The organism is Streptomyces panacea (assembly GCF_040560175.1).
Classification (GTDB): Bacteria; Actinomycetota; Actinomycetes; order Streptomycetales; family Streptomycetaceae; genus Streptomyces; species Streptomyces panacea.
The window spans coordinates 22,298-47,337 of record NZ_JARJHW010000038.1 but is presented as its reverse complement, the minus strand read 5'-3'; the positions used below and the strand labels follow the sequence as shown (position 1 = coordinate 47,337).

The 25,040-nt window shown below is 71.3% G+C and carries 22 protein-coding genes; 8 read left to right on the top strand and 14 right to left on the bottom strand.

The window, feature by feature from the left end; genetic code table 11:
- Window positions 1-26 precede the first annotated feature (26 nt).
- From P3L51_RS12405 to P3L51_RS12390, 4 genes are all read right to left on the bottom strand, one after another.
- Window positions 27-1,817, bottom strand: a complete 1,791-nt coding sequence (locus P3L51_RS12405) for an ABC transporter ATP-binding protein (RefSeq protein WP_354605203.1) — start codon at window positions 1,815-1,817, stop codon at window positions 27-29.
- The gene (locus P3L51_RS12400; protein ID WP_354605202.1) at window positions 1,814-3,688 is read right to left on the bottom strand and encodes an ABC transporter transmembrane domain-containing protein; all 1,875 of its coding nucleotides are present in this window, start codon (window positions 3,686-3,688) and stop codon (window positions 1,814-1,816) included. Before P3L51_RS12400 ends, P3L51_RS12405 begins: the two co-directional genes overlap by 4 nt.
- 156 nt (window positions 3,689-3,844) lie before the next feature.
- The gene (locus P3L51_RS12395; RefSeq protein ID WP_354605201.1) at window positions 3,845-5,308 is read right to left on the bottom strand and encodes a Gfo/Idh/MocA family protein; all 1,464 of its coding nucleotides are present in this window, start codon (window positions 5,306-5,308) and stop codon (window positions 3,845-3,847) included.
- A 168-nt stretch (window positions 5,309-5,476) separates the two neighbouring features.
- Window positions 5,477-5,947, bottom strand: a complete 471-nt coding sequence (locus P3L51_RS12390; RefSeq protein ID WP_354605200.1) for a MarR family winged helix-turn-helix transcriptional regulator — start codon at window positions 5,945-5,947, stop codon at window positions 5,477-5,479.
- 102 nt (window positions 5,948-6,049) lie between these two features.
- On the opposite strand from P3L51_RS12390, the gene P3L51_RS12385 reads away from it, so the two are divergent.
- Together P3L51_RS12385 and mltG are read left to right on the top strand one after the other, a co-directional pair.
- Window positions 6,050-7,891: a NovA family novobiocin export ABC transporter gene (locus P3L51_RS12385; protein WP_354605199.1), complete on the top strand. Its 1,842-nt coding sequence runs from the start codon at window positions 6,050-6,052 to the stop codon at window positions 7,889-7,891.
- 152 nt (window positions 7,892-8,043) lie between these two features.
- Window positions 8,044-8,892, top strand: coding sequence for an endolytic transglycosylase MltG (mltG, locus tag P3L51_RS12380; RefSeq protein ID WP_354605198.1), 849 nt, complete (start codon window positions 8,044-8,046; stop codon window positions 8,890-8,892).
- Window positions 8,893-8,936: 44 nt separating this feature from the next.
- Here mltG and P3L51_RS12375 read toward each other — a convergent pair whose 3' ends face one another.
- The gene (locus tag P3L51_RS12375) at window positions 8,937-10,028 is read right to left on the bottom strand and encodes an NAD(P)-binding domain-containing protein (protein ID WP_354605197.1); all 1,092 of its coding nucleotides are present in this window, start codon (window positions 10,026-10,028) and stop codon (window positions 8,937-8,939) included.
- A 73-nt stretch (window positions 10,029-10,101) separates the two neighbouring features.
- Here P3L51_RS12375 and P3L51_RS12370 point away from each other — a divergent pair, with 73 nt between their 5' ends.
- From P3L51_RS12370 to gap, 3 genes are all read left to right on the top strand, one after another.
- A complete protein-coding gene (locus tag P3L51_RS12370) occupies window positions 10,102-10,524 on the top strand; it encodes a YjbQ family protein (RefSeq protein ID WP_354605196.1) in 423 nt (140 codons plus the stop codon).
- Window positions 10,525-10,546: 22 nt separating this feature from the next.
- Entirely contained in the window at window positions 10,547-11,503 is a 957-nt protein-coding gene (locus P3L51_RS12365; RefSeq protein WP_354605195.1) for a GlxA family transcriptional regulator, read from the top strand.
- 110 nt (window positions 11,504-11,613) lie between these two features.
- Entirely contained in the window at window positions 11,614-12,612 is a 999-nt protein-coding gene (gene gap / locus P3L51_RS12360) for a type I glyceraldehyde-3-phosphate dehydrogenase (RefSeq protein ID WP_354605194.1), read from the top strand.
- Window positions 12,613-12,701: 89 nt separating this feature from the next.
- Here gap and P3L51_RS12355 read toward each other — a convergent pair whose 3' ends face one another.
- From P3L51_RS12355 to P3L51_RS12325, 7 genes are all read right to left on the bottom strand, one after another.
- Window positions 12,702-13,496, bottom strand: a complete 795-nt coding sequence (locus tag P3L51_RS12355; protein ID WP_354605193.1) for an ABC transporter ATP-binding protein — start codon at window positions 13,494-13,496, stop codon at window positions 12,702-12,704.
- Window positions 13,493-14,305, bottom strand: coding sequence for an ABC transporter ATP-binding protein (locus P3L51_RS12350; protein WP_354605192.1), 813 nt, complete (start codon window positions 14,303-14,305; stop codon window positions 13,493-13,495). The genes P3L51_RS12355 and P3L51_RS12350 overlap by 4 nt, the downstream gene beginning before the upstream one ends.
- Entirely contained in the window at window positions 14,302-15,201 is a 900-nt protein-coding gene (locus P3L51_RS12345; protein ID WP_354605191.1) for an ABC transporter permease, read from the bottom strand. The genes P3L51_RS12350 and P3L51_RS12345 overlap by 4 nt, the downstream gene beginning before the upstream one ends.
- The gene (locus tag P3L51_RS12340) at window positions 15,198-16,163 is read right to left on the bottom strand and encodes an ABC transporter permease (RefSeq protein WP_354605190.1); all 966 of its coding nucleotides are present in this window, start codon (window positions 16,161-16,163) and stop codon (window positions 15,198-15,200) included. The genes P3L51_RS12345 and P3L51_RS12340 overlap by 4 nt, the downstream gene beginning before the upstream one ends.
- Before the next feature lie 27 nt (window positions 16,164-16,190).
- Window positions 16,191-17,711: an ABC transporter substrate-binding protein gene (locus P3L51_RS12335; protein WP_354605189.1), complete on the bottom strand. Its 1,521-nt coding sequence runs from the start codon at window positions 17,709-17,711 to the stop codon at window positions 16,191-16,193.
- Complete coding sequence (locus tag P3L51_RS12330) at window positions 17,708-18,481, bottom strand: DUF1684 domain-containing protein (protein WP_354605188.1); 774 nt, start codon at window positions 18,479-18,481, stop codon at window positions 17,708-17,710. The genes P3L51_RS12335 and P3L51_RS12330 overlap by 4 nt, the downstream gene beginning before the upstream one ends.
- Before the next feature lie 199 nt (window positions 18,482-18,680).
- A complete protein-coding gene (locus tag P3L51_RS12325; protein WP_354605205.1) occupies window positions 18,681-18,767 on the bottom strand; it encodes a putative leader peptide in 87 nt (28 codons plus the stop codon).
- Window positions 18,768-19,096: 329 nt separating this feature from the next.
- On the opposite strand from P3L51_RS12325, the gene P3L51_RS12320 reads away from it, so the two are divergent.
- Together P3L51_RS12320 and P3L51_RS12315 are read left to right on the top strand one after the other, a co-directional pair.
- On the top strand, window positions 19,097-19,282 hold the full coding sequence (locus P3L51_RS12320) for a hypothetical protein (RefSeq protein WP_354605187.1): 186 nt from the start codon (window positions 19,097-19,099) through the stop codon (window positions 19,280-19,282).
- A gap of 10 nt (window positions 19,283-19,292) precedes the next feature.
- Window positions 19,293-22,196 (top strand): glycoside hydrolase family 2 TIM barrel-domain containing protein, encoded by a 2,904-nt coding sequence (locus tag P3L51_RS12315; RefSeq protein ID WP_354605186.1) that lies wholly within the window; start codon window positions 19,293-19,295, stop codon window positions 22,194-22,196.
- Window positions 22,197-22,264: 68 nt separating this feature from the next.
- On the opposite strand, the gene P3L51_RS12310 is transcribed toward P3L51_RS12315, so the two are convergent.
- Entirely contained in the window at window positions 22,265-23,224 is a 960-nt protein-coding gene (locus P3L51_RS12310) for an NAD(P)-dependent alcohol dehydrogenase (protein ID WP_354605185.1), read from the bottom strand.
- A 114-nt stretch (window positions 23,225-23,338) separates the two neighbouring features.
- On the opposite strand from P3L51_RS12310, the gene P3L51_RS12305 reads away from it, so the two are divergent.
- The gene (locus P3L51_RS12305; RefSeq protein WP_354605184.1) at window positions 23,339-24,040 is read left to right on the top strand and encodes a TetR/AcrR family transcriptional regulator; all 702 of its coding nucleotides are present in this window, start codon (window positions 23,339-23,341) and stop codon (window positions 24,038-24,040) included.
- Here P3L51_RS12305 and P3L51_RS12300 read toward each other — a convergent pair.
- Window positions 24,037-24,918 (bottom strand): helix-turn-helix domain-containing protein, encoded by an 882-nt coding sequence (locus tag P3L51_RS12300; protein ID WP_354605183.1) that lies wholly within the window; start codon window positions 24,916-24,918, stop codon window positions 24,037-24,039. The two genes, P3L51_RS12305 and P3L51_RS12300, sit on opposite strands and share 4 nt — an antisense overlap.
- Between the last annotated feature and the right edge of the window lie 122 nt (window positions 24,919-25,040).

Genomic DNA, 25,040 nt, shown 5'->3' with positions numbered 1-25,040 from the left:
CCGCCCGCCGAGCGGGTCCGGACCGCTCAGCCGTGCCAGGAGCGCCACAGCGCCGCGTACGCGCCGTCCGCCGCCACCAGCTCGTCGTGACTGCCCAGCTCGCTGATCCGGCCCTCCTCGACCACGGCGATCACGTCCGCGTCGTGCGCGGTGTGCAGCCGGTGCGCGATGGCCACGACCGTGCGGCCGTCCAGGACCTTCGCCAGCGACCGCTCCAGATGGCGGGCCGCGCGCGGGTCGAGCAGCGACGTCGCCTCGTCCAGGACCAGCGTGTGCGGGTCGGCCAGCACCAGCCGCGCCAGCGCGATCTGCTGCGCCTGCGCGGGCGTGAGCGTCGTACCGCCGGAGCCGACCTCGGTGTCGAGTCCGTCGTCGAACGCGCGGGCCCAGCCGTCCGCGTCGACCGCGCCGAGCGCCGCCCACAGCTCCGCGTCCGCCGCGTCCGCGCGGGCGAGCCGCAGATTGTCGCGCATCGACCCCACGAAGACGTGGTGCTCCTGGTTGACCAGGGCGACATGGCCCCGCACCCGCTCCGCGGGCATCCGCGACAGCTCGGCCCCGCCCAGCGTGATCCGGCCCGTCCGCGGGGCGTAGATCCCGGCGAGCAGCCGCCCCAGCGTGGACTTGCCCGCACCGGACGGTCCGACCAGCGCGACGCGGGTGCCGGGAGCGACCTCCAGCGTCACCTCATGAAGGACGTCGACACCCTCGCGGTAACCGAAGTCGACCCGGTCGGCGCTGACGTCCCGGCCGTCCGGCACGACCTTCTCGTCACCGTCCTCCGACGCGATCTCGCGTACGCCGACGAGCCGGGCGAGTGACACCTGTGCCACCTGCAACTCGTCGTACCAGCGCAGAATAAGACCCACCGGGTCGACCAGCATCTGCGCGAACAGGGCACCGGTCGTCAGCTGCCCGACCGTGATCCAGTCCTGGAGGACGAAGACACCGCCGCCCACCAGCGTCGCCACGAAGATCGTGACGTGGGTGAGGTTGATGACGGGGAAGAGCACCGACCGCAGCCAGAGGTTGTACCGCTCCCACGCCGTCCACTCCTTGATGCGCCGGTCGGACAGCGCCACCCGGCGGCGGCCGAGGCGGTGCGCCTCGACGGTCCGGCCGGCGTCGATCGTCTCGGCCAGTACGGCGGCGACCGCCGCGTAACCGGCCGCCTCGGAGCGGTACGCCGACGGCGCCCGCCTGAAGTACCAGCGGCAGCCCACGATCAGCACCGGCAGCGCCACCACCACCGCGAGCGCCAGCGGCGGCGCGGTGACCGCCAGAGCGCCGATCAGCAGCGCCGCCCACACCACGCCGATCGCCAGCTGGGGTACGGCCTCGCGCATCGCGTTGGCCAGCCGGTCGATGTCGGTGGTGATCCGGGACAGCAGGTCGCCGGTGCCGGCGCGTTCGAGGACACCGGGCGGCAGCCGTACCGACCGTACGAGGAAGTCCTCGCGCAGGTCGGCCAGCATCTCCTCACCGAGCATCGCGGCACGCAGCCGCATCATCCGGGTGAAGAGGGTCTGGACGACCAGCGCGGCCGCGAAGATGACGGCGGTGCGCTCCAGATGGAGCTCCTTCGCCCCCTTGGCGCCCTCGGACAGGTCCTCGACGACGCCGCCGAGCAGATACGGCCCCGCCATGGACGCGATCACCGCGACCGCGTTGACCGCGATGAGCAGGACGAACGCCTTGCGGTGGCGCCGCAGCAGCTCCACGACGTAGGTCCGCACCGTCGCCGGGCGGGCGACGGGCAGGGTCGTGGCCGACTCCGGTGCCGCCGGGTCGTACTCCGGTGGTGCCACGCCGATCATGCGGATTCCTCGATCTCTTCCAGCCGGTCGCGGGTCTTGAGCGGTGTCGGCACGAGCGCGCCGCCGGTCGCGTCGTCGGGCGTGCCGTCGGGCGTGCCGCCTGTCCCGTTCTCGTTCTCGGTCTCGTCGTCCGTCTGCCGCGTGACGACATTCAGATAGCGCGGGTCGTCCCGCAGCAGCTCCCGGTGCGCCCCCGTGGCCGCGACCTTCCCGTCGTGGACGAACACCACGGTGTCCGCGCGGTCGAGCAGCAGCGGCGACGACGCGAACACCACCGTCGTACGGCCGTCGCGCAGGCGCCGGACGCCTTCCGCGATCCGCGCCTCCGTGTGCGAGTCCACGGCCGACGTGGGCTCGTCCAGGACCAGCACCTCCGGGTCGGCGACCAGCGAGCGGGCCAGCGCGAGCCGCTGGCGCTGCCCGCCGGAGAGCGACCGGCCGCGCTCGGTGATGCGCGAGCGCAGCGGGTCGCCGCTGCCGTCCACCGACGCCTGGACGAGCGCGGCCAGCACGTCGTCGCACTGCGCGGCGTCCAGCGCGTCCTTCGGCTCCACCGTCCCGGACGCGGGCACGTCCAGCAGCTCGGTGAGGGTGCCCGACAGCAGCACCGGATCCTTGTCCTGTACGAGGACGGAGGCGCGCGCCGCGTCCAGCGGGAGGTCGTCGAGCGCCACCGAACCGAGCAGTACGGACGGGCTCTTCTCCTCCTCGGCCGCGTGTCCGCCCAGCCGTTCGGCCAGTCGCCCGGCCGCGTCGGGGTCGCCGCACACGACGGCGGTCAACCGCCCGGCGCGGGCGAGCACGCCGGTGGCCGGGTCGAAGAGGTCCCCGGTGGGCCGGGCGTCGTCGAGACCGCCGCGCTCGTCCTCGTAAGAGGTCCGCTCCAGCCGCAGCACACGGGCCGCGCGCGTCGCTGAGGGACGCGAGAAGGAGTAGGCCATGGCGATCTCCTCGAAGTGACGGAGCGGGAAGAGCAGCAGCGTGACCGCGCTGTACACCGTGACCAGTTCACCGACGGAGATCCGGCCGTCGCCCGCGAGGAGCGCGCCGTACCAGACCACCGTGATCAGCAGCACGCCCGGCAGGAAGACCTGGATCGCGGAGATCAGCGCCCACATGCGGGCGCTGCGGACGGCCGCCACGCGGACCTCCTGCGAGGCTTCCCGGTAGCGCGTGAGGAACAGCTCCTCGCCGCCGATGCCGCGCAGCACCCGCAGCCCCGCCACCGTGTCGGCGGCCAGCTCGGTGGCCCGGCCCGCCTTGTCGCGCTGGACGTCGGCGCGCCGCGTGGCGCGGGGGAGCAGCGGCAGTACGGCGAGGGCCAGCACCGGCACCCCGATGGCCACGACCGCGCCGATCGACGGCAGATACAGCACCAGGCCCACGCACACCACGACGACCGCGATGGCGGCCGCCAGGAAGCGCGACAGCGCCTCGACGAACCAGCCGATCTTCTCGACGTCGCCCGTCGACACGGCGACCACCTCGCCGGCCGCGACACGGCGGGTCAGCGCCGAACCCAGCTCGGCGGTCTTACGGGACAGCAGCTGCTGGACACGGGACGCCGCGGTGATCCAGTTGGTGACCGCCGCACGGTGCAGCATCGTGTCGCCGACGGTGATCGCGGCGCCGAACAGGGCGATGACGACGCCGGCCGTCGCGAGGCGCCCGCCCGAGCGGTCCACGACGGCCTGGACGGCGAGTCCGGCCCCCAGCGGCAGCCCGGCGACGCCCAGTTGGTGCAGCAGTCCCCAGGAGAGCGATCTGAGCTGGCCACGCAGCTGATTGCGGCCGAGCCAGTACAGGAAACGCGGTCCTGACCGGGCATCGGGTGTCCCGGGATCGGGATACGGAAGATCGCGAATCTGCATGACGTCCCAGTGAGTCGTGGATGGCCCAAACCGTGCAAGGTTGTCCCTCGGGCGGGGTCCGGGGCAATCGATTATTCGCTTCTCGGCCACATGGGAGTGAAACGCGACGGGGCCCGGCCGGCGCACTCGCGCCGGCCGGGCCCACGACTTCCTCGGTTACGCCTCGGACGGCTTCGCGGAATCCGTACCGGGCCGGGACTTCTTCCATTCGCCGCGGGTGAAGTCCGGGATCCGCTGCGGTGTGCCGTTCGCCTTGATGGACGCGTGGCTCAGCGGTACGGGGGCGGTCCACGTCGCCGCGTCGTACACGTCGAAGTCGGGGACCAGGCCCAGCCGGACGCACTGCATCAGCCGGAAGACCATGATGTAGTCCATCCCGCCGTGCCCGCCCGGAGGGTTGGCGTGCTCCTTCCACAGCCAGTGGTCCCAGTCGGCGTACGCGGCGAAGTCGCCCCACTCGTCGTTCGTGTGGTCCGGTTCGAGGTAGATGCGCTCCGGATAGTCCTCGAAGACGCCCCTGGTGCCGCCGAGACTGTTGATCCGGCTGTACGGGTGCGGTGTCGAGACGTCGTGCTCCAACCGGACGACCCGGCCCCTGGCCGTCTGGACCAGACTGATCGTCCGGTCACTGCTGACGTAGCTCTCCTTCCAACTGGGGTCGCCCGGCGGCATGTTCTCCTCGCGGTACTGGGCGAGGCCGAGCGCGGGCGTACCGATGCTGGTGATGCTGACGGCGCGGTCACCGCGGTTGATGTCCAGGTAGTTGGCGACGGGGCCGAAGCCGTGGTTCGGGTACAGGTCGCCTCGGAGCCGGGTGTGCCACAGCCGGCGCCAGGGGCCTTCGTAGTAGTCCGGGTCGAACATCAGGCCGCGCAGATCGTGGTTGTACGCGCCGGCGCCGTGCAGCAGATCGCCGAACAGGCCCGCGTGCGCCATCCGCAGGACGCGCATCTCGTTCTTGCCGTACGCGCAGTTCTCCAGCTGCATGCAGTGGCGCCGGGTGCGCTCGGAGAGGTCGACCAGCTTCCACAGCTCGTCGAGCCGCATCGCGACCGGACACTCCACGCCGACGTGCTTGCCGGCCAGCATCGCCGTCTTGGCCATCTCGAAGTGGAAGTCCCACGGAGTGGCCACGTAGACGAAGTCGACGTCGCCGCGCGCGCAGAGCTGTTCGTAGTCGTGCTCGTCCTTCGTGTAGACGGCGGGCGCCGGCTGCCCGGCCCTGACGACCTTGGCGGCGGCGGCGCGCGCCTTGTCCCGCACCGTGTCGCACACGGCGACGACCTGGACGCCGGGCACCGCGAGGAACAGATCGATCATGCTGCCGCCGCGGTTGCCGAGGCCGATGATGCCGACACGGACCGTGGCGCGTCTTTCGAAGGGCACGCCGGCCATGGTGCGGCCCTGGCGCTCGGGGACGGTGGATTCGGCGCTGTCGGAGGCGGCTTGCGCGGAGGCGGCTCGCGCGGTGGCGGCGGCGGTCCCGCTGCCCAGGGCGGTGAGTCCGAGCCCGGCGCCGGCGGCGCCCGCCGTCGTCCGGAGAGCGGAACGGCGGCTCACCGAGCCGCCGTTGTCGTCGTCCTGGTCCCTGCCGGGGTTCTGCGGTGCTGCGTCGTTCATGAAGCCTCCGTAGGAGCTGACGTGCGCGGCGGAATTGAACCTCGGGAAGGACCTTGGTAGGTGGGACTGGTGGTGCGCAAGGGGCCTTGTTTGGACTCTTCGATCGGACCCTTGGACTCTTCGACACGCAGGCCGGGGCGGTGGCCGGAACCCGCTCCCCGGCGCCCCTCAGCAGCGCCGCTCCGGTACGCCGTCGACCGGCCCGCCCACCAGCGCCGACAGCAGCCCGCCGAGCACGCCGCGCTGGTCCGCCGTCAGCGGGGCCAGGATGTCCTCGGCGGCGGACCTGCGCGCGTCGCGCAGCGCCCGCAGCACGCCCCGCCCGGTCTCGGTGAGCTCGATCCGGATCACCCGGCGGTTGGTCGGGTCGGGGGCGCGGCGGACCCAGCCGCTCGACTCCAGGCCGTCGACCAGGCTCGTCACGGCGCGGGGCACCACTTCGAGGCGCTCGGCGAGATCCGCCATCCGCGGCGGACTGTCGTAGAAGGCGACCGTGCGCAGCAGGCGCGACTGCGCGGGGGTGATCCCGATCGGCTCCAGATAGCGCTTCTGGACGCGGTGGAGCCTGCGGGTGAGCCTCAGGAGCTGTTCGGCCAGCAGGCCGTCGGCGTCTGGCGTGCCGGCGTCGGGGGTGCTCATGGCGGAATAATAACAGGACTACGTACATTGTGAAGGTAGGTAACAGTGAGCTATGCTCCTCAAAGCCTTTTTCCCGCTTCCTGAATCCCCTCGAAGGAGCCCATGAAGTCCGAACTGTCGACCTGGAAGCCCTCCGACCGGCCCCCGGATCCGTCCCTGCCCGAACCGCCGGCCCAGCTGCACCGTATCTTCCGGCTTTTCCGTCCCTACCGAGGCAGACTCGCCGTCGTCGGCCTGCTCGTCGGTGCCTCGTCGCTGGTGGCCGTCGCCTCGCCGTTCATGCTGCGCGAGATCCTCGACACCGCGATCCCGCAGGGCCGCACCGGGCTGCTCAGCCTGCTCGCCCTCGGCATGATCCTCACCGCCGTCCTCAGCAGTGTCTTCGGCGTCATCCAGACCCTCATCTCCACGACGGTCGGCCAGCGCGTCATGCACGACCTGCGGACGGCCGTCTACGCGCAGTTGCAGCGCATGCCGCTCGCGTTCTTCACCCGCACCCGCACCGGCGAGGTCCAGTCCCGGATCGCCAACGACATCGGCGGCATGCAGGCGACGGTCACCTCCACCGCCACCTCGCTCGTCTCCAACCTCACCGCCGTCATCGCCACCGTCGTCGCGATGCTCGCGCTGGACTGGCGGCTGACGGTCGTCTCGCTGCTCCTGCTGCCGGTGTTCGTGTGGATCAGCCGCCGCGTCGGCCGTGAGCGCAAACGGATCACCCTCCAACGGCAGAAACAGATGGCCACGATGGCCGCCACGGTCACGGAGTCGCTGTCGGTGAGCGGCATCCTTCTCGGCCGCACGATGGGGCGCGCCGACTCGCTCACCAAGTCCTTCGCCGAGGAGTCCGAGCAGCTCGTCGACCTGGAAGTGCGGTCGAACATGGCCGGGCGGTGGCGGATGTCCGTCATCGGCATCGTCATGGCCGCCATGCCCGCCGTCATCTACTGGGCGGCCGGCTTCGTCCTCCAGTCCGGCGGCACGGTCGTCTCCCTGGGCACGCTGGTCGCCTTCGTCTCCCTCCAGCAGGGCCTCTTTCGCCCGGCCGTGAGCCTGCTCGCCACCGGCGTGCAGATGCAGACGTCGCTCGCGCTCTTCCAGCGCATCTTCGAATATCTCGACCTGCCCGTCGACATCACCGAATCCGAGAGTCCGGTCGCGCTCGACAAGGTCCGGGGCGAAGTGCGCTTCGACGGCGTCGACTTCAGCTACGACGAGAAGGACGGCAACACCCTCCACGGCCTGGACGTGACCGTCCCGGCGGGCGGCAGCCTCGCCGTCGTCGGTCCCACCGGATCGGGCAAGTCGACCCTCAGCTATCTCGTGCCGCGCCTGTACGACGTGACGGGCGGCCGGGTCCTGCTCGACGGGGTCGACGTACGCGACCTGACCTTCGACACCCTGGCCCGCGCGGTGGGCGTCGTGTCCCAGGAGACGTATCTCTTCCACGCCTCCGTCGCCGACAACCTCCGCTTCGCGAAGCCGGAGGCGACGGACGAGGAGATCGAGACGGCGGCCAGGGCGGCACAGATCCACGACCACATCGCCGCTCTGCCCGACGGGTACGACACGCTGGTCGGCGAGCGCGGATACCGGTTCTCCGGCGGCGAGAAACAGCGCCTCGCCATCGCCCGCACCATCCTGCGCGACCCGCCGGTCCTCGTGCTCGACGAGGCGACCAGCGCGCTCGACACCCGTACCGAACACGCGGTCCAGCAGGCCATCGACGCCCTCTCGGAGGGCCGTACGACCATCACCATCGCGCACCGGCTCTCGACGGTGCGGGACGCCGACCAGATCGTCGTCCTCGACGCGGGGCGAATCGCCGAGCGAGGCACGCACGACGAGCTGATCGACCGCGACGGCAGATACGCGGCGCTCGTCCGCAGGGACGGAACGACGGCGCCCGGACCGGCCCGGGACGAGCGCGTGAGCGCCGCCTGACACCCGGCAGCGCCGCCGCTCCCCGGGACGGGAAGGGACAACGCCGTCGTGGGGGCATGTGGACGAGCCGGCCGACGACGTGGACCGGGTCGGCGGGCCTCGCCCCGTGCGGGGTGCCGGAATCCGCGCTTTGTCCGGGTTAGCGTGCCCGCATGATGAACGAGCCCCCGCGTACGCCGTCCGGACGCAGGCCCCGACTGACCCGCCGTGGCCGACTGGTCCTGATCGCGACGGCGGTGGTCGTCGTCGCGGTGGCCGTGCTCGTACCGCTGTCGCGTACCGGCGACTCACCCGACGGCGAGAGGAAGACGGTGTCGCTGCTCGTCCCCGAGGGGCGACGCGCCACCCAGGTGTACGCCTCCGTCGACAAGGTTCTCGGCGTCCCGTCCGGCACGACAGCCGAGGCGGCGACCGGCACCCGGCTCGAACTCCCCGGCGCCGCCAAGCGCAACCCCGAGGGATATCTGTTCCCGGCCACCTATCCGGTCGGGACCGGCGCGACCCCGTCCGGTCTGCTCGGCTACATGGTCGACACCGCCCGGGAGCGCTTCGGGGCCGACCGCGTCACCGAGGGCGCGCGGCGCAACGGCGTGAGCGTGTATCAGACCGTGACGATCGCCAGCATCGTGCAGGCCGAGGCCGACACGGCCGCCGACATGGGCCGCGTCGCGCGCGTCGTGCACAACCGACTGGCCCGGGACATGCCGCTCCAGATGGACTCGACCCTCAACTACGCCCTGAACCGCAGCACGCTGGACACCACCCACTCCGACACGAAGACCGCGAGCCCCTACAACACCTACGAGTTCAGGGGCCTGCCGCCCACGCCGATCGGCAATCCGGGGGAGGAGGCGATGAACGCCGCGATCAATCCGGCGCGGGGCGACTGGCTGTACTTCGTGACGGTGGCGCCGGGGGACACCCGCTTCACCGCCGACTACGACGAACACCGCGTAAACGTCGAGGAGTTCAACGCGAACAGAAGCGCCGCTACGAGCTGAGCGCGCGCCGCCCACCAGCCTGGGACGGGACGAGGGACGAGCCCTCAGGCGAGGACCGGGACCGGCTCCCGCTCCAGCAGCGCCCGGATCTCGCGTACGGCGGCGCGGCCCGCCCGGTTGGCGCCGATCGTGGAGGCCGAAGGCCCGTACCCGACGAGATGGACGCGCTCGTCCCGTACGGCACGCGTGTCCTCGACCCGGATCCCGCCACCCGGCTCACGCAGCCGAAGCGGCGACAGATGGTCGATCGCCGGGCGGAAACCGGTGGCCCAGAGGATCACATCGGCGTCCACGCGCCGCCCGTCGTCCCAGGCCACACCGGACGGGGTGATCCGGTCGAACATCGGCAGCCGGTCGAGCACACCCCGCTCACGCGCCCGCGTGATCGCCTCGTTCACCGGCAGCCCGGTCACCGACACCACGCTCCGGGGCGGCAGCCCGGCCCGTACCCGCTCGTCCACCAGCGCGACGGCGGCCCGCCCCTGCTCCTCGCCGAACGGCCCCTCCCGGAAGACGGGCGGCCGGCGAGTGACCCATGTCGTCCCGGCGGCCACGTCCGCGATCTCCATCAGATGCTGCGTCCCGGAGGCCCCGCCACCGACGACGACCACCCGCAGCCCGGCGAACTCGTCCGGTCCCGGATAGCCGGCCGTGTGCAGTTGGCGCCCCCGAAAAGTCTCCTGCCCCGGATAACGCGGCCAGAAGGGCCGGTCCCAGGTGCCCGTGGCATTGATCAGCGCCCGCGCCGACCAGACCCCCTCCGAGGTCTCGATCCGCAGCCGCCCACCCTCGCCCTCCCGCACGGACGCCACATCCACGGGCCGGCGCACGCGCAGGTCGAACCGCTCCTCGTACGCAGTGAAGTACCCCCCGATCACCTCCGACGACGGCCGCGATCCGTCGGCGCCGGTCAGCTCCATGCCGGGCAGCGCGTACATCCCGTGGATCTTCTCGTACGTGAGCGAGGCCCACCGGAACTGCCAGGCGCCGCCCGGCCGCGGGGAATGGTCGAGGGTGACGAAGTCCCGGTCGGGCACCAGGCCGGACCGCCGCAGATGGTAGGCGCTCGACAACCCGCCCTGCCCCGCGCCGATGACCACGACGTCCACGTCCCGTACCGCCCCGAAGTCGTTCACGCTTCTACCAACAGCCGAGGGCACCCGGATCATCCCGTACGCGAACGCGACCGGGGGACGGCAGGATGGACCCATGCCCGACGCCTTCACCACCAGGACCGTGAACATCGCCACCGGCACCGACGAGACCGTCACCGACCTGACGCACGTGTGCGAACGGTTCCTCCGCGAGACGGCGGCCGGCCGGGACGGCCTCCTCAACGTCTTCGTCCCGCACGCGACGGCCGGCGTGGCCGTCATCGAGACGGGCGCGGGCAGCGACGACGACCTGCTCGCCGCGCTGCACACCCTCCTCCCGCCGGACGACCGCTGGCGACACCGCCACGGCTCCCCGGGCCACGGCCGCGACCACGTCCTCCCGGCCCTGGTCCCACCCCACGCGACCCTCCCGGTGATCGGCGGCCGCCTGGAACTGGGTACTTGGCAGTCGGTCTGCCTGGTCGACACCAACACCGACAACCCGGACCGGACGGTACGGCTCAGCTTCCTGGGCTGACCCGGCCCGTAGGCTGGGCACCGTGCCCGCCCCCCGCCCCCATCGCGTCGCCGTCCTCGTGCTGGAGGGCGCGAAACCGCTCGATGTCGGGATTCCCGCGCAGGTGTTCACAACCCGCGAGAGCATGCCGTACGAGGTGCGGGTGTGCGGCGCCGCGCCCGGTCTGGTGGCCGGTGGGGACGGGCTGTCGTACCACGTGGCCCACGGGCTCGACGCGCTCGCGTGGGCCGACATCGTCTTCATCCCCGGCTACCGGTTCCCCGACCGCGACGACCCCCGGCGGGAGATCATCGACGCGCTGATCGCCGCCCACGAGCGGGGCGCGCGGCTCGCCGCCATCTCCACGGGTGCCTTCGCGCTCGCCGCCACGGGCCTGCTCGACGGCAAGCGCGCCACGACGCACTGGCACTACACACGGGCACTCGCCGCGAAGCATCCGCTCGTGCGCGTCGACGAGAACGTGCTGTTCGTGGACGAGGGCACCGTGCTGACATCGGCCGGGGCCGCCTCCGGCATCGACCTGTGCCTGCACATCCTGCGCGCCGATCTCGGGGTGGCCGCCTCGAACCACGCGGCCCGGCGCCTGGTCGCGGCCCCGTACCGCAGCGGCGGTCAGGCGCAGTACGTACCGCGCAGGGTGCCCGAGCCGCTCGGCGAGCGGTTCGCCGCCACCCGCGAATGGGCGCTGCGCCGGCTCGGCGAGCCCCTCACGCTCCAGGCGCTCGCCCGGCACGCGGCCGTGTCGCCGCGCACCTTCTCGCGGCGCTTCGTCGAGGACACCGGGTACACGCCGATGCAGTGGGTGATGCGCGCCCGCGTCGACGCGGCCCGGGAGTTGCTGGAGCTTTCGGAGCGGAGCGTCGAGCAGATCGCCACCGACGTCGGACTCGGCACCGGTACGAATCTGCGGCTGCACTTCCAGGCCACCCTCGGCACCACACCGAGCGCCTACCGGCGGACCTTCGCCCAGGGCGAGTAGCCCGCGGCGGACCGCCGTTTGGCGTAATCCTTTCGAACCATGGCGTTCACGCCGCCGTCATCGGCGGGCGCCGTGCGCGAGCCTGAGAGGGACCCGAAAGGACATCACTCATGACTCGCATCGCCATCAACGGATTCGGCCGCATCGGACGCAACGCGCTGCGCGTCCTGCTGGAGCGCGACAGCGACCTCCAGGTCGTCGCCGTCAACGACCTCACGGAGCCCGCCGCCCTCGCGCGGCTGCTCGCCTTCGACACGACGGCCGGCCGGCTCGGCCGCCCGGTCACCGCCGACGAGGACGCCCTCGTCGTGGACGGCCGCCGTATCGCCGTGCTAGCCGAGCGCGAACCCGCGCGGCTGCCGTGGGCCGAACTCGGCGTCGACATCGTGCTGGAGGCGACCGGCCGCTTCACGTCGGCCGAGGCCGCCCGCGCCCACCTCGACGCGGGCGCCAGGAAGGTGCTCGTCAGCGCGCCGTCGGCGGGCGCCGACGCCACCGTCGCGTACGGGGTCAACACCGAGGCGTACGACCCGGCCACCCACACGATCGTCTCGAACGCCTCGTGCACGACCAACGCCCTCGCGCCACTGGCCAAGGTGCTCGACGACCTCGCGGGCATCGAGCACGGCTTCATGACGACCGTGCACGCCTACACCCAGGAACAGAACCTTCAGGACGCCCCCCACCGCGACGCCCGCCGCGCCCGCGCCGCCGCCGTCAACATCGTGCCGACCACGACCGGCGCCGCCAAGGCGATCGGCCTCGTCCTGCCGAACCTCGACGGCAAGCTGTCCGGTGACTCGATCCGCGTACCCGTGCCGGTCGGCTCGATCGTCGAACTCAACACGACCGTCGCCCGCGACGTGTCGCGCGACGACGTGCTGGCGGCGTACCGCGCCGCGGCCGACGGGCCGCTCGCCGGGATCCTGGAGTACTCGGACGACGCTCTCGTATCGTCCGACATCACCGGCAACCCGGCCTCGGCGATCTTCGACTCGGCCCTCACCCGGGTCGACGGCCGCCACATCAAGGTGGTCGCCTGGTACGACAACGAGTGGGGTTTCTCGAACCGGCTGGTCGACACGCTCGAACTCCTCGCCGCCCACTGACCGGCCGCCCGGTGGCCCCGGTCGGGTGACAAGGCGTGTGACACGGACGGGTGACCAACTCCCGTACGCGCCCCGCGCGGTCGGAGCGCTCAGCCCTCGGCACCGCTCCCGTCGAGGAGCGGCGCCGTCGGCAGCCGCGGCACACTCGCGATCAGCCGGGCGGTGTACGGGTGGGACGGCGCGCCCAGGACCGCGCGGGTGTCGCCCTGTTCCACGACCCGGCCGTTCTCCAGCACCGCCGTGTGTTCGCAGAGCGCCGCCACCACCGACAGGTCGTGGGAGACCATGGCGATGGTCAGCCCCCTCGACTCCTTCAGCTCGCCCAGGAGATCGACGATGCGCACACGCGTCGTGACGTCGAGGGCGCTGACCGGTTCGTCCGCCAGCAGCACGCGCGGGTCGCAGACCGTGGCGCGGGCGAGGGCGACGCGCTGCCGCTGGCCGCCGGAGAACTCGTGCGGATAGCGGTCCCCGGCGTCCGCCGGCAGCCCCACGCCCTCCAGCGCCGCGGCGACCCTGTCGTCCGTGTCCGGCCCCGCCAGCCCCAGCGAGCGCAGCGGCTCGGAGACGATCCGGCGCACCCGCTGCCGGGGGTCCAGCGAGGAGTACGGATCCTGGAAGACGCTCTGCACGCTGCGCCGGAAGCCGCGCAGCTGCGCCCTGTTCCGCACGTTGAGCGGCTGTCCGTCGAAGAGCACCTGGCCGCTGGTCGGCCGGGTGAGGCCGAGCAGCAGCCGCAGGAGGGTCGTCTTGCCCGCCCCGGACTCGCCCACGAGGGCGACACTGCGGCCGGCGGCGATCTCCAGCGTGACGCCGTGCAGCACGGGGGCGGCGCCCCGGTACGCGAAACCCGCGTCCCGTACGGCGAGGACCGGTGAACTCATCGCGTGATCCGTTCCAGTGCGTTCTCGAAGGTACGGGCGCTGGCCACCAGGCCCCGGGTGTACGGCTCCCGGGGCGTGTGCAGGATGCCTGCGGTGGGCCCCGACTCCACCGCCTCGCCGTCCTTGAGCACCACCAGCTCGTCGGTGACCCCGGAGACGACGGCCAGATCGTGGCTCACGAACAGCAGGGCCATGTCCCGTTCCGCGATCAACTCGCCCAGCAGCCGCAGTATTTCGGCCTGGACGGTCACATCGAGCGCGGTCGTGGGCTCGTCCGCGATGAGCAGGGCGGGTTCACAGGCCAGGGCCATGGCGAGGGCCACCCGCTGGCGCTGGCCGCCGGAGATCTCGTGCGGGAAGGCGCGGGCGATCCGGTCCGGTTCCGGCAGTTGGACCCGGTCGAGGGCGGCGGCGACGGCGCGATGCAGCTCCGTGCCGCGCAAACCCCCGTGGCGCCGCAGCGGTTCGGCGATCTGCCGTCCGACGCGCATCAGCGGGTCGAGCGCGGTGAGGGGTTCCTGGAACACCACACCCATGCCCCGGCCGCGCAGCGGACGCGTCCGGGACTCGGCCGCGCCCACCACCTCGGTCCTCGTGAGTCCCGGCGCGTCCAGCACCACACTCCCGGACGCGGTCAGTCCCGGCGGGAGCAGGCCCATGACGGCGAGGGCGGTCAGTGACTTCCCGGAGCCCGACTCACCGATCAGCCCGAGGCGGGAGCCCTTTTCGACGGTGAACGAGAGATCCGAGACGAGGACGCGGCCACTGTCCGTGACGATGGTGAGGCCGGTGACGTCCAGCAGGCTCATGAGCTCCTCCGGCGGGTCGGGTCCAGGGTGTCGCGCAGTCCGTCCGCGATCAGATTGACCCCGACGACGAGCGCGACCAGCAGCACGCCCGGCGCGATGGCCCCGTACGGGGCGGTCGACACCGTCGCCTGGGCCTCCTGGAGCATGCGGCCCCATGAGGCGTTGGGCGGCGGGGCGCCCAGCCCGAGGAACGACAGGCTCGCCTCCGCGAGCACCGCGAGGCCGAACTGGAGCGCCAGATTGACGACCAGGGTGGGCCAGATGTTCGGCAGCACATGGCCGGTGATCACCCGTGGCCAGGACGTACCTGACGTACGCGCGGCCGTGATGTAGTCCTCCGCGAGCACCCGTTTGACCAGGATGCGGGTCAGCCGCGCCACGACGGCCGTCATGGCCAGGCCGATCGCGACGATCGCCGAACCGAGCGACGCCGACTGGGCGGCCACCACCAGCATGGCCAGCAGCAGGGTGGGAAAGGCGATCAGCACATCGAGGAACGCCGAGAAGGTGTCGTCCACCCAGCGGTTGGCGAATCCGGCCGCCAGCCCCGCGGCCACCCCGAGCACTCCGCCGATCGCCACCGCTCCCGCGCCCGACTCCAGGGCGATCCGCGCGCCGATCATCACCTGGGAGAGCAGATCGCGCCCCAGCTTGTCGGTGCCGAGCAGATGGGAGGGGCCGGGCGGAGCCAGCCGGTCCCCCGAGGTGTCGTCCAGGGGATACGGCAGCCAGAAGAACGAGACCAGGGCGAGCACCGCGATCAGCCCGGCCGGCACACAGCCGGCGATCAGGATGGTGGAGCGGCGGCGGCGGCGGTTGGACGTGACGCCGGCGCCCGCCTCCGCCCCGGTCCCGGCCCCCGCCCCGCTCGCGGTCTTGACCGCACGGCCGGTCATGGCTTGCCCCCGCTCAGTGTGGAACGCAGCCGCGGGTCGATGAGGCGCTGCGCGAGATCGGCCAGGAACCCGATGATCAGTACCGCGAGCGTGGTCACGAACAGCACGCCCTGGATCGTCGGGTAGTCGTGCTGGGCCACGGCCTGGGACAGCATGCTGCCCAGCCCCGGCAGGGCGAAGACGGTCTCGACGACCACCGCGCCGAGCAGGGTGGAGGCGAGCTCGATGCCGAGTACGGCGACGACGGGGACCGCCCCGTTGCGCAGTCCGTGCCGCCGTACCGCCTCGCCGAACGAGGAGCCGAGCGCCCGTGCCGTACGGAGGTAGTCGCTCCCCAGGACGTCCAGGCTCGCGGACCGTACGTACCGGATGAGGGACGCCGACATCACCACGGCGACGGTGATGACCGGCAGGGCCAGCGACCGCAGCGCCTCGACGGGATCGGCCCAGCCGTCCTGCGGGAAGCCGCCCGCCGGCAGCACCCCCAGATGGAGCGAGAACACGGTGATCAGGATCATGCCCACCCAGAACACCGGTACGGCGATGCCGAGTTGGGAGACACCGTTCAGGATCAGCCCGTACCAGGTGTTCGCCCGGTGGGCGGCCAGGAATCCGACCGGGAGCGCGATGAGGAGCGCCAGCCCGAACGCGAGGAGCGTGAGCGGGCCCGTCACCTCGATCCGGGTCGCGATCTCCGGTCCGACCGGCAGGGTGCTGACGAAGGAGTTACCGAGGTCGAAGGTGGCCAGGCTGTGCAGCCAGGTCACGAACTGCTCGGGCAGCGGCCGGTCGGACCCGATCTCCCGGCGGGCCGCCGCCAGCTGCTCCGGGCTCGCGCCGACCGACGACAACGCGTTGGCGGGGTCGCCCGGAAGCAGCCGCAGCAGCAGGAACAGCACCACGCTGGCCAGCAGGAGGGAGGCTGCCAGGAAGGCCAGCCGCCTGAGTATGTACACGGTCATGGGTGCGTCGGTTCCTGTCGGTTCCGGTCAGCTCTTCTTGATGTCGTAGGCGTAGAACTGCGAGTTCAGACCGTTGAGCGGATAGCCGGAGAGCTTCGAGGAGGCGACGACGATCTGCGGGTAGAGGTACAGCCAGTCACTGGCCGCGTCCTGCGCGATCCGCTGGTTGACCTTCTTCAGCAGCGCCGTCTGCTCGGCCGTCGTGTCCGACTGCTCGGCCTGCTCGACCCACTGGGTGACCTGCTTGTTGTCGTAGCCCCAGTAGAAGTCGGGGTTGCCGTACCAGACGATGTCCCGGTCGTTCACGTGCTCCTGGAGCGTCGCGCTGAAATCGTGGTTCTGGTAGACCTTCGTGTACCACTCGTCCGGTGTGATGACGTTGATCTTGACCTTGATCCCGACCTTCGCGAGCTGCGACTTGATGAACGTCGCGGCCGTCGGGTGCGGGTCGTAGTTCGGGGTGTCGATCGTGAGGTCGAAGCCCTTGGGGTAACCGGCCGCGGCCAGTTCCTTCTTGGCGAGGGCGGGGTCGTACGGATTGACGCCCGTCAGGTCCTCGTACCAGGGGTCGGTCGGCGGGACCATCGAGCCGATGAGCTTGCCGTAGCCGCCCCAGACCGACTCCAGCAGCTTCTTGTTGTCGATCGCCGAGCTGACGGCCTTGCGGACCTTCACGTCGTTGAACGGCTTGACGCGGTCGTTGAAGGCGAGCAGCAGCTTGGTGGTCGAGTTACCGCTGTTGACCTTGTACGCGGGGTTGCTCTTGAACTGGTCCAGCGCGTCCGGGCTCTGCTCGCTCGTCACCACGTCCACGGCGTTGGTGAGCAGCGCGTTGTTGAGGGCGGTCGCGTCCTTGTAGTAGTGGAAGACGACCTTCTTGTTCTTCGCGCCCTCGCCCCAGTAGCCGGCGTACCGGTCGAGGCTCAGGGCGGAGCCACGGTTCCAGCGATCCAGCTTGTACGGCCCGGTGCCGTCCTCGGACGTCTTCAGATTCTTGGCCTCGGCGTCGATGATCCAGACGTAGCTGAGGTTGTAGACGAACGAGATGGACTTGGTCTTCAGCGTCACCTCGACGGTGCGCGGGTCCGGGGTGGCGATGGTCTTGACGGCTTCGAGACTGCTCTTGCGCGCCGACTGCGACGATTCGCCCGTCACCTTCTCGATGCTGTACTTCACATCGGCGGAGTCGAGCGCCCGGCCCGAGTGGAACTTCACCCCGTCCCGGAGCTTGAACGTGTAGGTGAGGCCGTCCGGGGAGACGGTGTAGCTCTCGGCGAGCAACTTCTCGACCTCGCCCTTGTCCGTGAGCTTGAACAGCCCTTCGTAGACATTGCCGTTGAGGGCCTCGGTGACTCCCTGGCCGCCGCCGCCCGTGTTGTCCAGGTTCTGCGGTTCGTAGAGGGAACCGATGCCGACCGTCGCGTCCGCGTCGAAGGAACCGGACGACCCGCTCTTCTGGTTCGACGTGCCGCCGCCGCAGGCGGTGAGGACGACGGAGAGAGCGACCACCAGGACGCCGCCGGCGAGGGGAGTGGCTGTTCTTTTCACTTCGATACTCCTGAGGGGTGGCCGTCGACCGGGTGGCCGTCGACGAAGACGGGCAGCTTCTCGCCCGCGGGTACGGGCAGGTGGAGCCGGTTCTGCGGCGGGGGCAGCGGGCAGTTGTACTGGGCGGAGAAGCCGCACGGCGGGACGAAGGCGCGGTTGAAGTCGAGGGTGACGGTGCCGGTGTCGCCGTCCGGTTCGCGCTCCACGAAGAGGAAGCGACCGGAGCCGTACGTACCGACACCGTTCGTCGGGTCCCCGAAGACGAGGAGCAGCGTCCCGTCGTCGTCGAACGCCGCGAGGGTGTAGTCGACCCCGTCGAGCGTGAGGGTGATGTCGCCGGGCACGATCAGCCCCCGGCTGCCGCCGTTGTCGCGGATGTACTCGAACGGGATCCGGCGGTCGGTGGCGACCGGCGTGAAGGTCGCCCGGAGTACCCACTCCGGGTCGTGGTCGAACGTCTCGATGTGCGAGAAGCGCCGGAGGGCCGGGGACTCCGCGTCCCAGAACCGGAGGCCGAACTCCGGCTCACCGGTGAGGATGTCGGACCGCTCCAGCGACGTGACGCGTACGCCCTGGGGAGCGTTCCGCCGCTCGGCCTCGATGTCCGGGGCCGAGGTCGTACCGGAAGGCAGCCATCTGGTCTCGACCAGTGCCAGGTTTCCGGTGGGCGCCGTCACGGAGGCGATCCGCCGTGCGCGCCAGGCTTCCCAGGCGGCCGCTGCGGTGTCGGTGCTCCGCGCCGAGGCGGCGCCGGGCGACGGGAGGGGCATGCTGACTCGATTCGGCAAGGTGAGATGTGTGCTTCGACACACGCGTCTCGCATGGTGGTACGGGGAGAGAGAAACCCCTTGTCCATGGCCCGGCTACGGGCGGACAAGGGTGGCCGGCACGTCCACGGTGGAGGAGATGGTTCCGGCTGCACAAGACGGCCCTCCTGGCCGGGTACGGCGGAGGGGGCCCTCGGACCGCTCAGACGGCGGAGGGGCTACAGAGCGCGCTCGCGACGCGGAGAAGATCCACGTGCGTGCGGACGACGAGGTGCAGAGAGCGGAACACGGCGCAAGATTCGCACACGCTTTCCCAGGGGTCAAACAAACCAAACCGGATGGTTCGTCAGATGTCGGATGCGACCGTCGGGGGCGACGGGCTCATGATCCGCGCGCCGCCGGGGCGTGGGTCCCGGCCTGGGTCCGGGTGTACTTCATGCCGTCGACGACCGTCTCGGCGGTTTCGGTGGCAGCCCGAAGACCGGCCGGGCCCCGGCCGGACACGGGATCACCGACCGCCGTCGATGGCGCTCGAAGCGTGCGCGCGTACGTCATACGGCAGCACGCCCCCGCGCCCGGCCGAGGCCGGGGCATACTCGGATCCCTGCCGACGCGCCCGTGTCGTCGATGGTGGCCTGCGGCCTCGACCTCGGCCGGCTCGGAAGTCCGAAGGCACTGATCGTGCCCGCCGCGATCAACGCCTTCGGCATCTTCACGTTCGTCATCGTCCCGCTGATGATCATCTTCCTGTTCGGCGCCCGGCACTTGATCCGCGACATCGCCGCCGGCGCCCTCAAGGGCTGAAGGGAATCCATTGCCCTCCTCGTACATAGCAGATCCGGCCCCCGGCCACGGCTCGTCGGCACCCCGGTCCGCCTTCCGCTCCGACGCACCCGCGCTCAGTCTCGGCGGCCGTTGGCGGTTCCTGCTCTCACCCTCGGTCGAGGCGGCGCCGGACGGGATCGAACGGGACGACTTCGACGACGGCGGCTGGGGCGACCTCGCCGTCCCCGGCCACTGGCAGCTGGACGGCCACGGCAGCCCCGCGTACACCAACGTCCGCTACCCCTTCCCGGTCGACCCGCCCCACGTGCCGTCCGACAACCCGACGGGCGACCACCGGCTGGTCTTCGACCTGCCCGACGGCTGGCCCGACGAGCCGGCCGTCCTCCGCTTCGACGGCATCGACTCCTGCGGGCGCGTCTGGCTCAACGGCGTCGAACTCGGCGTGACCAAGGGCAGCAGACTGCCGGCGGAGTTCGAGGTGGGACCGCTGCTGCGACCGCGCGGCAATCTGCTCGCCGTCCGCGTCCACCAGTGGTCGGCCGGCAGCTATCTGGAGGACCAGGACATGTGGTGGCTGTCCGGCATCTTCCGCGACGTCACCCTGCTCGCCCGTCCGGCGGGCGGGGTACCGGACTTCACCGTCGACGCCGGCTACGACCATCTCACCGCACGAGGCACGCTGCGCGTCGACGCCGACAGCGGCGTGAGCGTCACCGTCCCCGAGCTGGGGATCGTCGGCCTGCCCGCCGGCCGGTCCGCCGAGGTGGCGGACGTAGAGCCATGGAGCGCGGAGGAACCCCGGCTGTACGAGGGCGAGGTCCACACCGCCACCGAACGCGTGCCCGTACGTATCGGCTTCCGCACCGTCACCGTCGAGGACGGCCAACTCAAGGTCAACGGCCGCCGTATCGTCTTCCACGGCGTCAACCGCCATGAATTCCACCCGGAGTCGGGCCGCGTCGTGCCCCGCGAGTTCGCCGTCGCCGACATCGAACTCATGAAGCGGCACAACGTCAACGCCGTCCGCACCAGCCACTACCCGCCCGACCCCGCGTTCCTCGACCTGTGCGACAGCCACGGCCTCTGGGTCATCGACGAGAGCGACCTGGAGACGCACGGCTTCTCCGAACTCGACTGGCGGGGCAACCCCAGCGACGACCCCCGGTGGGCGGACGCCTGTCTGGACCGGATGCGCCGCATGGTCGAGCGGGACAAGAACCACCCCTCGATCGTCCTGTGGTCGCTCGGCAACGAGGCCGGCACCGGCCGCAATCTGGCAGCCGCCGCCGAGTGGACCCACCGGCGCGACCCCACCCGCCCGCTGCACTACGAGGGCGACGCCGACTGCTCCTACACCGACGTGTACAGCCGGATGTACGCGGACCACGACGAGGTGGACCGCATCGGACAGGGCATTGAAGGGCCTGAGCCGGTCCGTCAACGGCCCTTCATCCTCTGCGAGTTCGGCCACGCGATGGGCAACGGACCGGGCGGCCTGCTGGAGTACCGCGACCTCTTCGAACGCCACCCGCGTTGCCAGGGCGGCTTCGTGTGGGAGTGGATCGACCACGGCATCGCCCGGCGGGACGCGGAAGGCCGCGCCTACTTCGCGTACGGCGGCGACTTCGGCGAGCCCCTCCACGACGGCAACTTCGTCATCGACGGCCTGGTGCACCCCGACCGCACACCGTCCCCCGCCCTCGCGGAGTTCGCCAAGGTCTTCGAACCGGTGCGGATCACAGCGGTCGACGGCGCGCTACGCGTCACCAACCACTACGACATCCTGTCGACGGCGCATCTCGCGTTCTCCTGGGTACTCGAGGAGGAGGGCACCGAGGTCGCCGGCGGCGTACTGACCGTGCCGCCGCTCGCCGCGGGCGCCGGCACCGACCTGCCACTGCCCGAACTTCCCGCCACCGGCGCGGAGAGCTGGCTCACCGTACGGGCCGCGCTCGCCGCCGACACCTCGTGGCCGGCGGGGCATGTCCTCGCCTGGGGGCAGATCCCCGTCGCTCCACGGCCCCCGACCGACGCCCCGGCGATCGGGGCGACCCTCGCCGTGACGGATACGGCGCTACGGCTGGGTCCCGGCGTGTTCCACCCGGTCACCGGGCGGTTGACCGCGCTCGGCGCGCTGCCCGTCGAAGGGCCTCGGCTCGACCTGTGGCGCGCTCCCACCGACAACGACCGCGGCTCCGGCGACCCCGACGAGGCGCGCTGGCGGGCGGCCGGACTGCACCGGTTGCAGCACCGCCTCGTGGGTACCGAACACCTCGGCGACACCCTCGTCGTACGCACACGGGTCGCCCCGCCCGGCCTCGGCCTCGGGATGCGGGCCGACTACCACTGGAGCGCCGACCGGCACCGCCTGCGACTGCGCCTGGAGATCGAGCCGGAGGGCACCTGGCCCAGCACCCTGCCCAGGCTCGGGGTACGGATGGCCCTGCCCGCCGCCCTCGGCGGCGCCGAGTGGTTCGGGCGCGGACCGGGTGAGGCGTACGCCGACAGCCGGCAGGCCGCCCGGATCGGCCGCTTCACCAGCACCGTCGACGACCTCCAGACGCCGTACGTCTTCCCCCAGGAGAACGGCAACCGCGTCGACCTGCGCTGGCTGCGGCTCACCTCCGCCGACGGGGCGGGCCTGCGCGTCGACGGCGAACCGGCCTTCGCCTTCACCGCGCGCCGCTGGACGTCCGAGCACCTCGACGCCGCCACCCACACCACCGACCTCGAACCCGGGAGGACGATCGTGCTCAACCTCGACCTCGCCCAGAACGGCCTCGGGTCGGCGTCCTGCGGCCCCGGTGTCCTGCCTCGGCACCGCCTCCACCCGGGCAGGGCCTCCCTCACCCTCACCTTCACCCCCCTGGACGCGGAAGAGATGAGTTCCGGACGGTACGGGAGTGCCGAACCGGGACGGAGGACACGATGACGATCCGGCGGCCCCGGATCCCGCCGGGAGCCTGAAGAGTCCGGAACGGCCGGCGCACCCGGTCCGGCTCACACCACTTGGACGACGTGTTTTCCCCGGACGCCGCCGGCTTCCAGCGCGCGGTGGGCGGCGGCGATGTCGGCGAGGGGATGGACGGTGTCCACCACGGGACGGATGTCGCCGCTCTCCGCGTACCGGGTCAGTTCGGCGAACAGCGCGTGCCGGGGATTGCCGCTGAAGAAACGCACCCGCCCGGAGCCGTGCACGGTGGAGCGGAGGATGTACGAGAGGCCGGCGGCGATGTTCTCGATATCGAAGGCGATGGCCACCATCCGCCCGCCCGGCGCCAACAAGCGGCGATAGACGGGGTGTTGGGTGCCGACCGTGTCCATGATGACGTCGAACGGGCCCAGCGCGGACGGGTCGGTCGTCCGGTAGTCGTGGACCTCGTCCGCGCCCAGGCCCAGGACGAAGTCGAGACCCTTCGCGCCCGCGAGAGCGGTGACGTGGGCACCGAGGAGCTTGCCGATCTGGACGGCGACGCTGCCGACCCCGCCGGCGGCACCGCGCACCAGAAGGCGTTCGCCGGGCTTGAGGCCGGCCTTGTCGCGCAGGGCGGTGATCGAGGTCGTTCCGCCGGCCAGCAGGGAGGCGGCCTCCACCGGGGTGAGGTTGCCGGGGGCGAGGGCCAGCTGCCGGGGCCGGACGGCCACGTACTGCGCGGCGCTGCCGAACGTCGCCCGCCCCAGCAGTCCCCACACCTTCTGCCCCTCCCGGGGGCCGGTCACCGAGGAGCCGACCCCGGCGATCTCGCCCGCGAAGTCCAGCCCGGTGCGCTGGGGGAAGCGGCGCCCCGTCACCAGGCGCATCTTCCCGGCCCGGCCCGCCAGTTCACCGCCGTTGACGGTGGCCGCGTGGACGCGGACCAACACCTCGCCGGGCCGGACGTCCGGCACCGGCACCCTGCCCTCGTACAGCACCTCCGGGGGGCCGTACCGGTCGAAGAGGGCTGCGCGCATGTCGCTCACGGTCTGGTCCTGTCTCTGTCTCGGGAGTCGCGGGCGGAAGGGATCTCCCGGCTCGCTCGACCAAGCTAACGAGATAAACGGACGACACCTTCCACTTGGCCTAAAGTGAGAGACATGTCTGCTCAGCCTTCTCGGAAACCGGACCAGCCGACCGGAACCGCCGCCGACGAGCCCCGTCCCGCCACCCCTGCCACCGGGTTGCGCGCCGACGCGCGGCACAATCGCGACCGCATCCTCGAAGCCGCCCGCGAGGCGTTCACGACCCAGGGCACCGACGTACCCCTGACGGCGATCGCCCGTCGCGCCGGCGTCGGCCCCGCCACCCTCTACCGGCGCTTTCCCAGCCGCGCCTCGCTCGTCACCGAAGCCTTCGCCGAACAGCTTTCCCTGTGCGTCGCCGTCCTCGACGAGGCGCTGGAGGACCCCGACCCCTGGCGCGGTCTCTGTACGGTCATCGAGAAGGTCTGCGCCATGCAGGCCACGGACCGGGGCTTCACCGCGGCTTTCTTCTCCGAGTTTCCCGACGCCATCGACTACAACCGCGAGCGCACGCGCGCCGAGGAAGGTCTCGACCGGCTGGTCCGGCGGGCCAAGGACGCCGGGCAGCTGCGCGAGGACTTCGACCCCACCGACATCACCCTCCTGCTCCTGGCCAACAGCGGTGTCGTCGGAGAGTCCCGGCAGGTCTCACTGGCGGCGTCCCGGCGACTGGTCGCCTATCTCCTCCAGTCCTTCCGAACCGACCACACCGCACCGCTGCCGCCCCCCGCACCCCTGGACCTCCACCAGCTCCACGCACCCGCGCGCCGCCGCTAAGGGCTGTCCGCCAGGCCGGGTGCGGCTCCTGGTGTGCCGGTGGTGGCCCAGGAAGCGAGGAAACGCAGACCCTCGTAGGTCGGGGTGCCGGGTTCCGCGGTCCAGATCACGAGCTGCTGGTCGGGGTCGGTGGTGGCGGTGAGGGTGTCCCAGTCGAGGACGAGTTCCCCGGCGACGGGGTGCTGGAGGGACTTGGTGCCCACGCTCAGCGTGGCGACGTCGTGAGCGGCCCACCACCGGCGGAATTGCTCGTCACGTACGGACAGTTCGCCGACGAGTGCGGAAAGCCGCGGATCGTCCGGGTACTTGGCGGCGTCCATACGGAGCTGGGCGACGCAGGTACGCGCGACCGTACTCCAGTCGGAATACAGGGTGCGCATGTCCGGGTCGGTGAAGATCAGACGAATGTAGTTGCGCTTCTTTTCGGGGATCTGCCCGAAATCCGTGATCATCGCGGCCGCGAGAGCGTTCCAGGCGAGAATGTCCATGCGCCGGCCCATGACCACCGCCGGCGTCGCCGTCAGATCGTCGAGCAGCCGCCGCAACTGCGGCTGGACCCTCTGCCGTGCGCGGCGCGGGGATCGTGCCGACGCCTTCCCCGCCAGGCTGAAGAGGTATTCACGCTGGTCGTCCTGTAGGTGGAGAGCGCGGGTCAGCGCGGACAGGACGGGCGCGGAAGCCTGGATACGGCCCTGCTCAAGGCGGGTGTAGTAGTCGGTGCTGATGGTGGCCAGCTGGGCGACCTCCTCGCGGCGCAGCCCCGGCACCCTGCGCGGGCCGCCGCTGTCGGGCAGGCCGACGGTGCGAGGGCTGAGCTCCGCCCTGCGGGCCTTGAGGAACTCTCCCAGCTCGTTCCGGTGGGCGGCGTCGCTGCTCATACGTCCACTGTCCCACCGGATGCCCGACGCCTGGGAGGGAGGGTTTCCTCCCAGGAAGATTTTCTCCCCTTTTCAGGCCCGGGTACGGGTGCGAGCGTGCATGACGGGCCGGCCGAACGGCC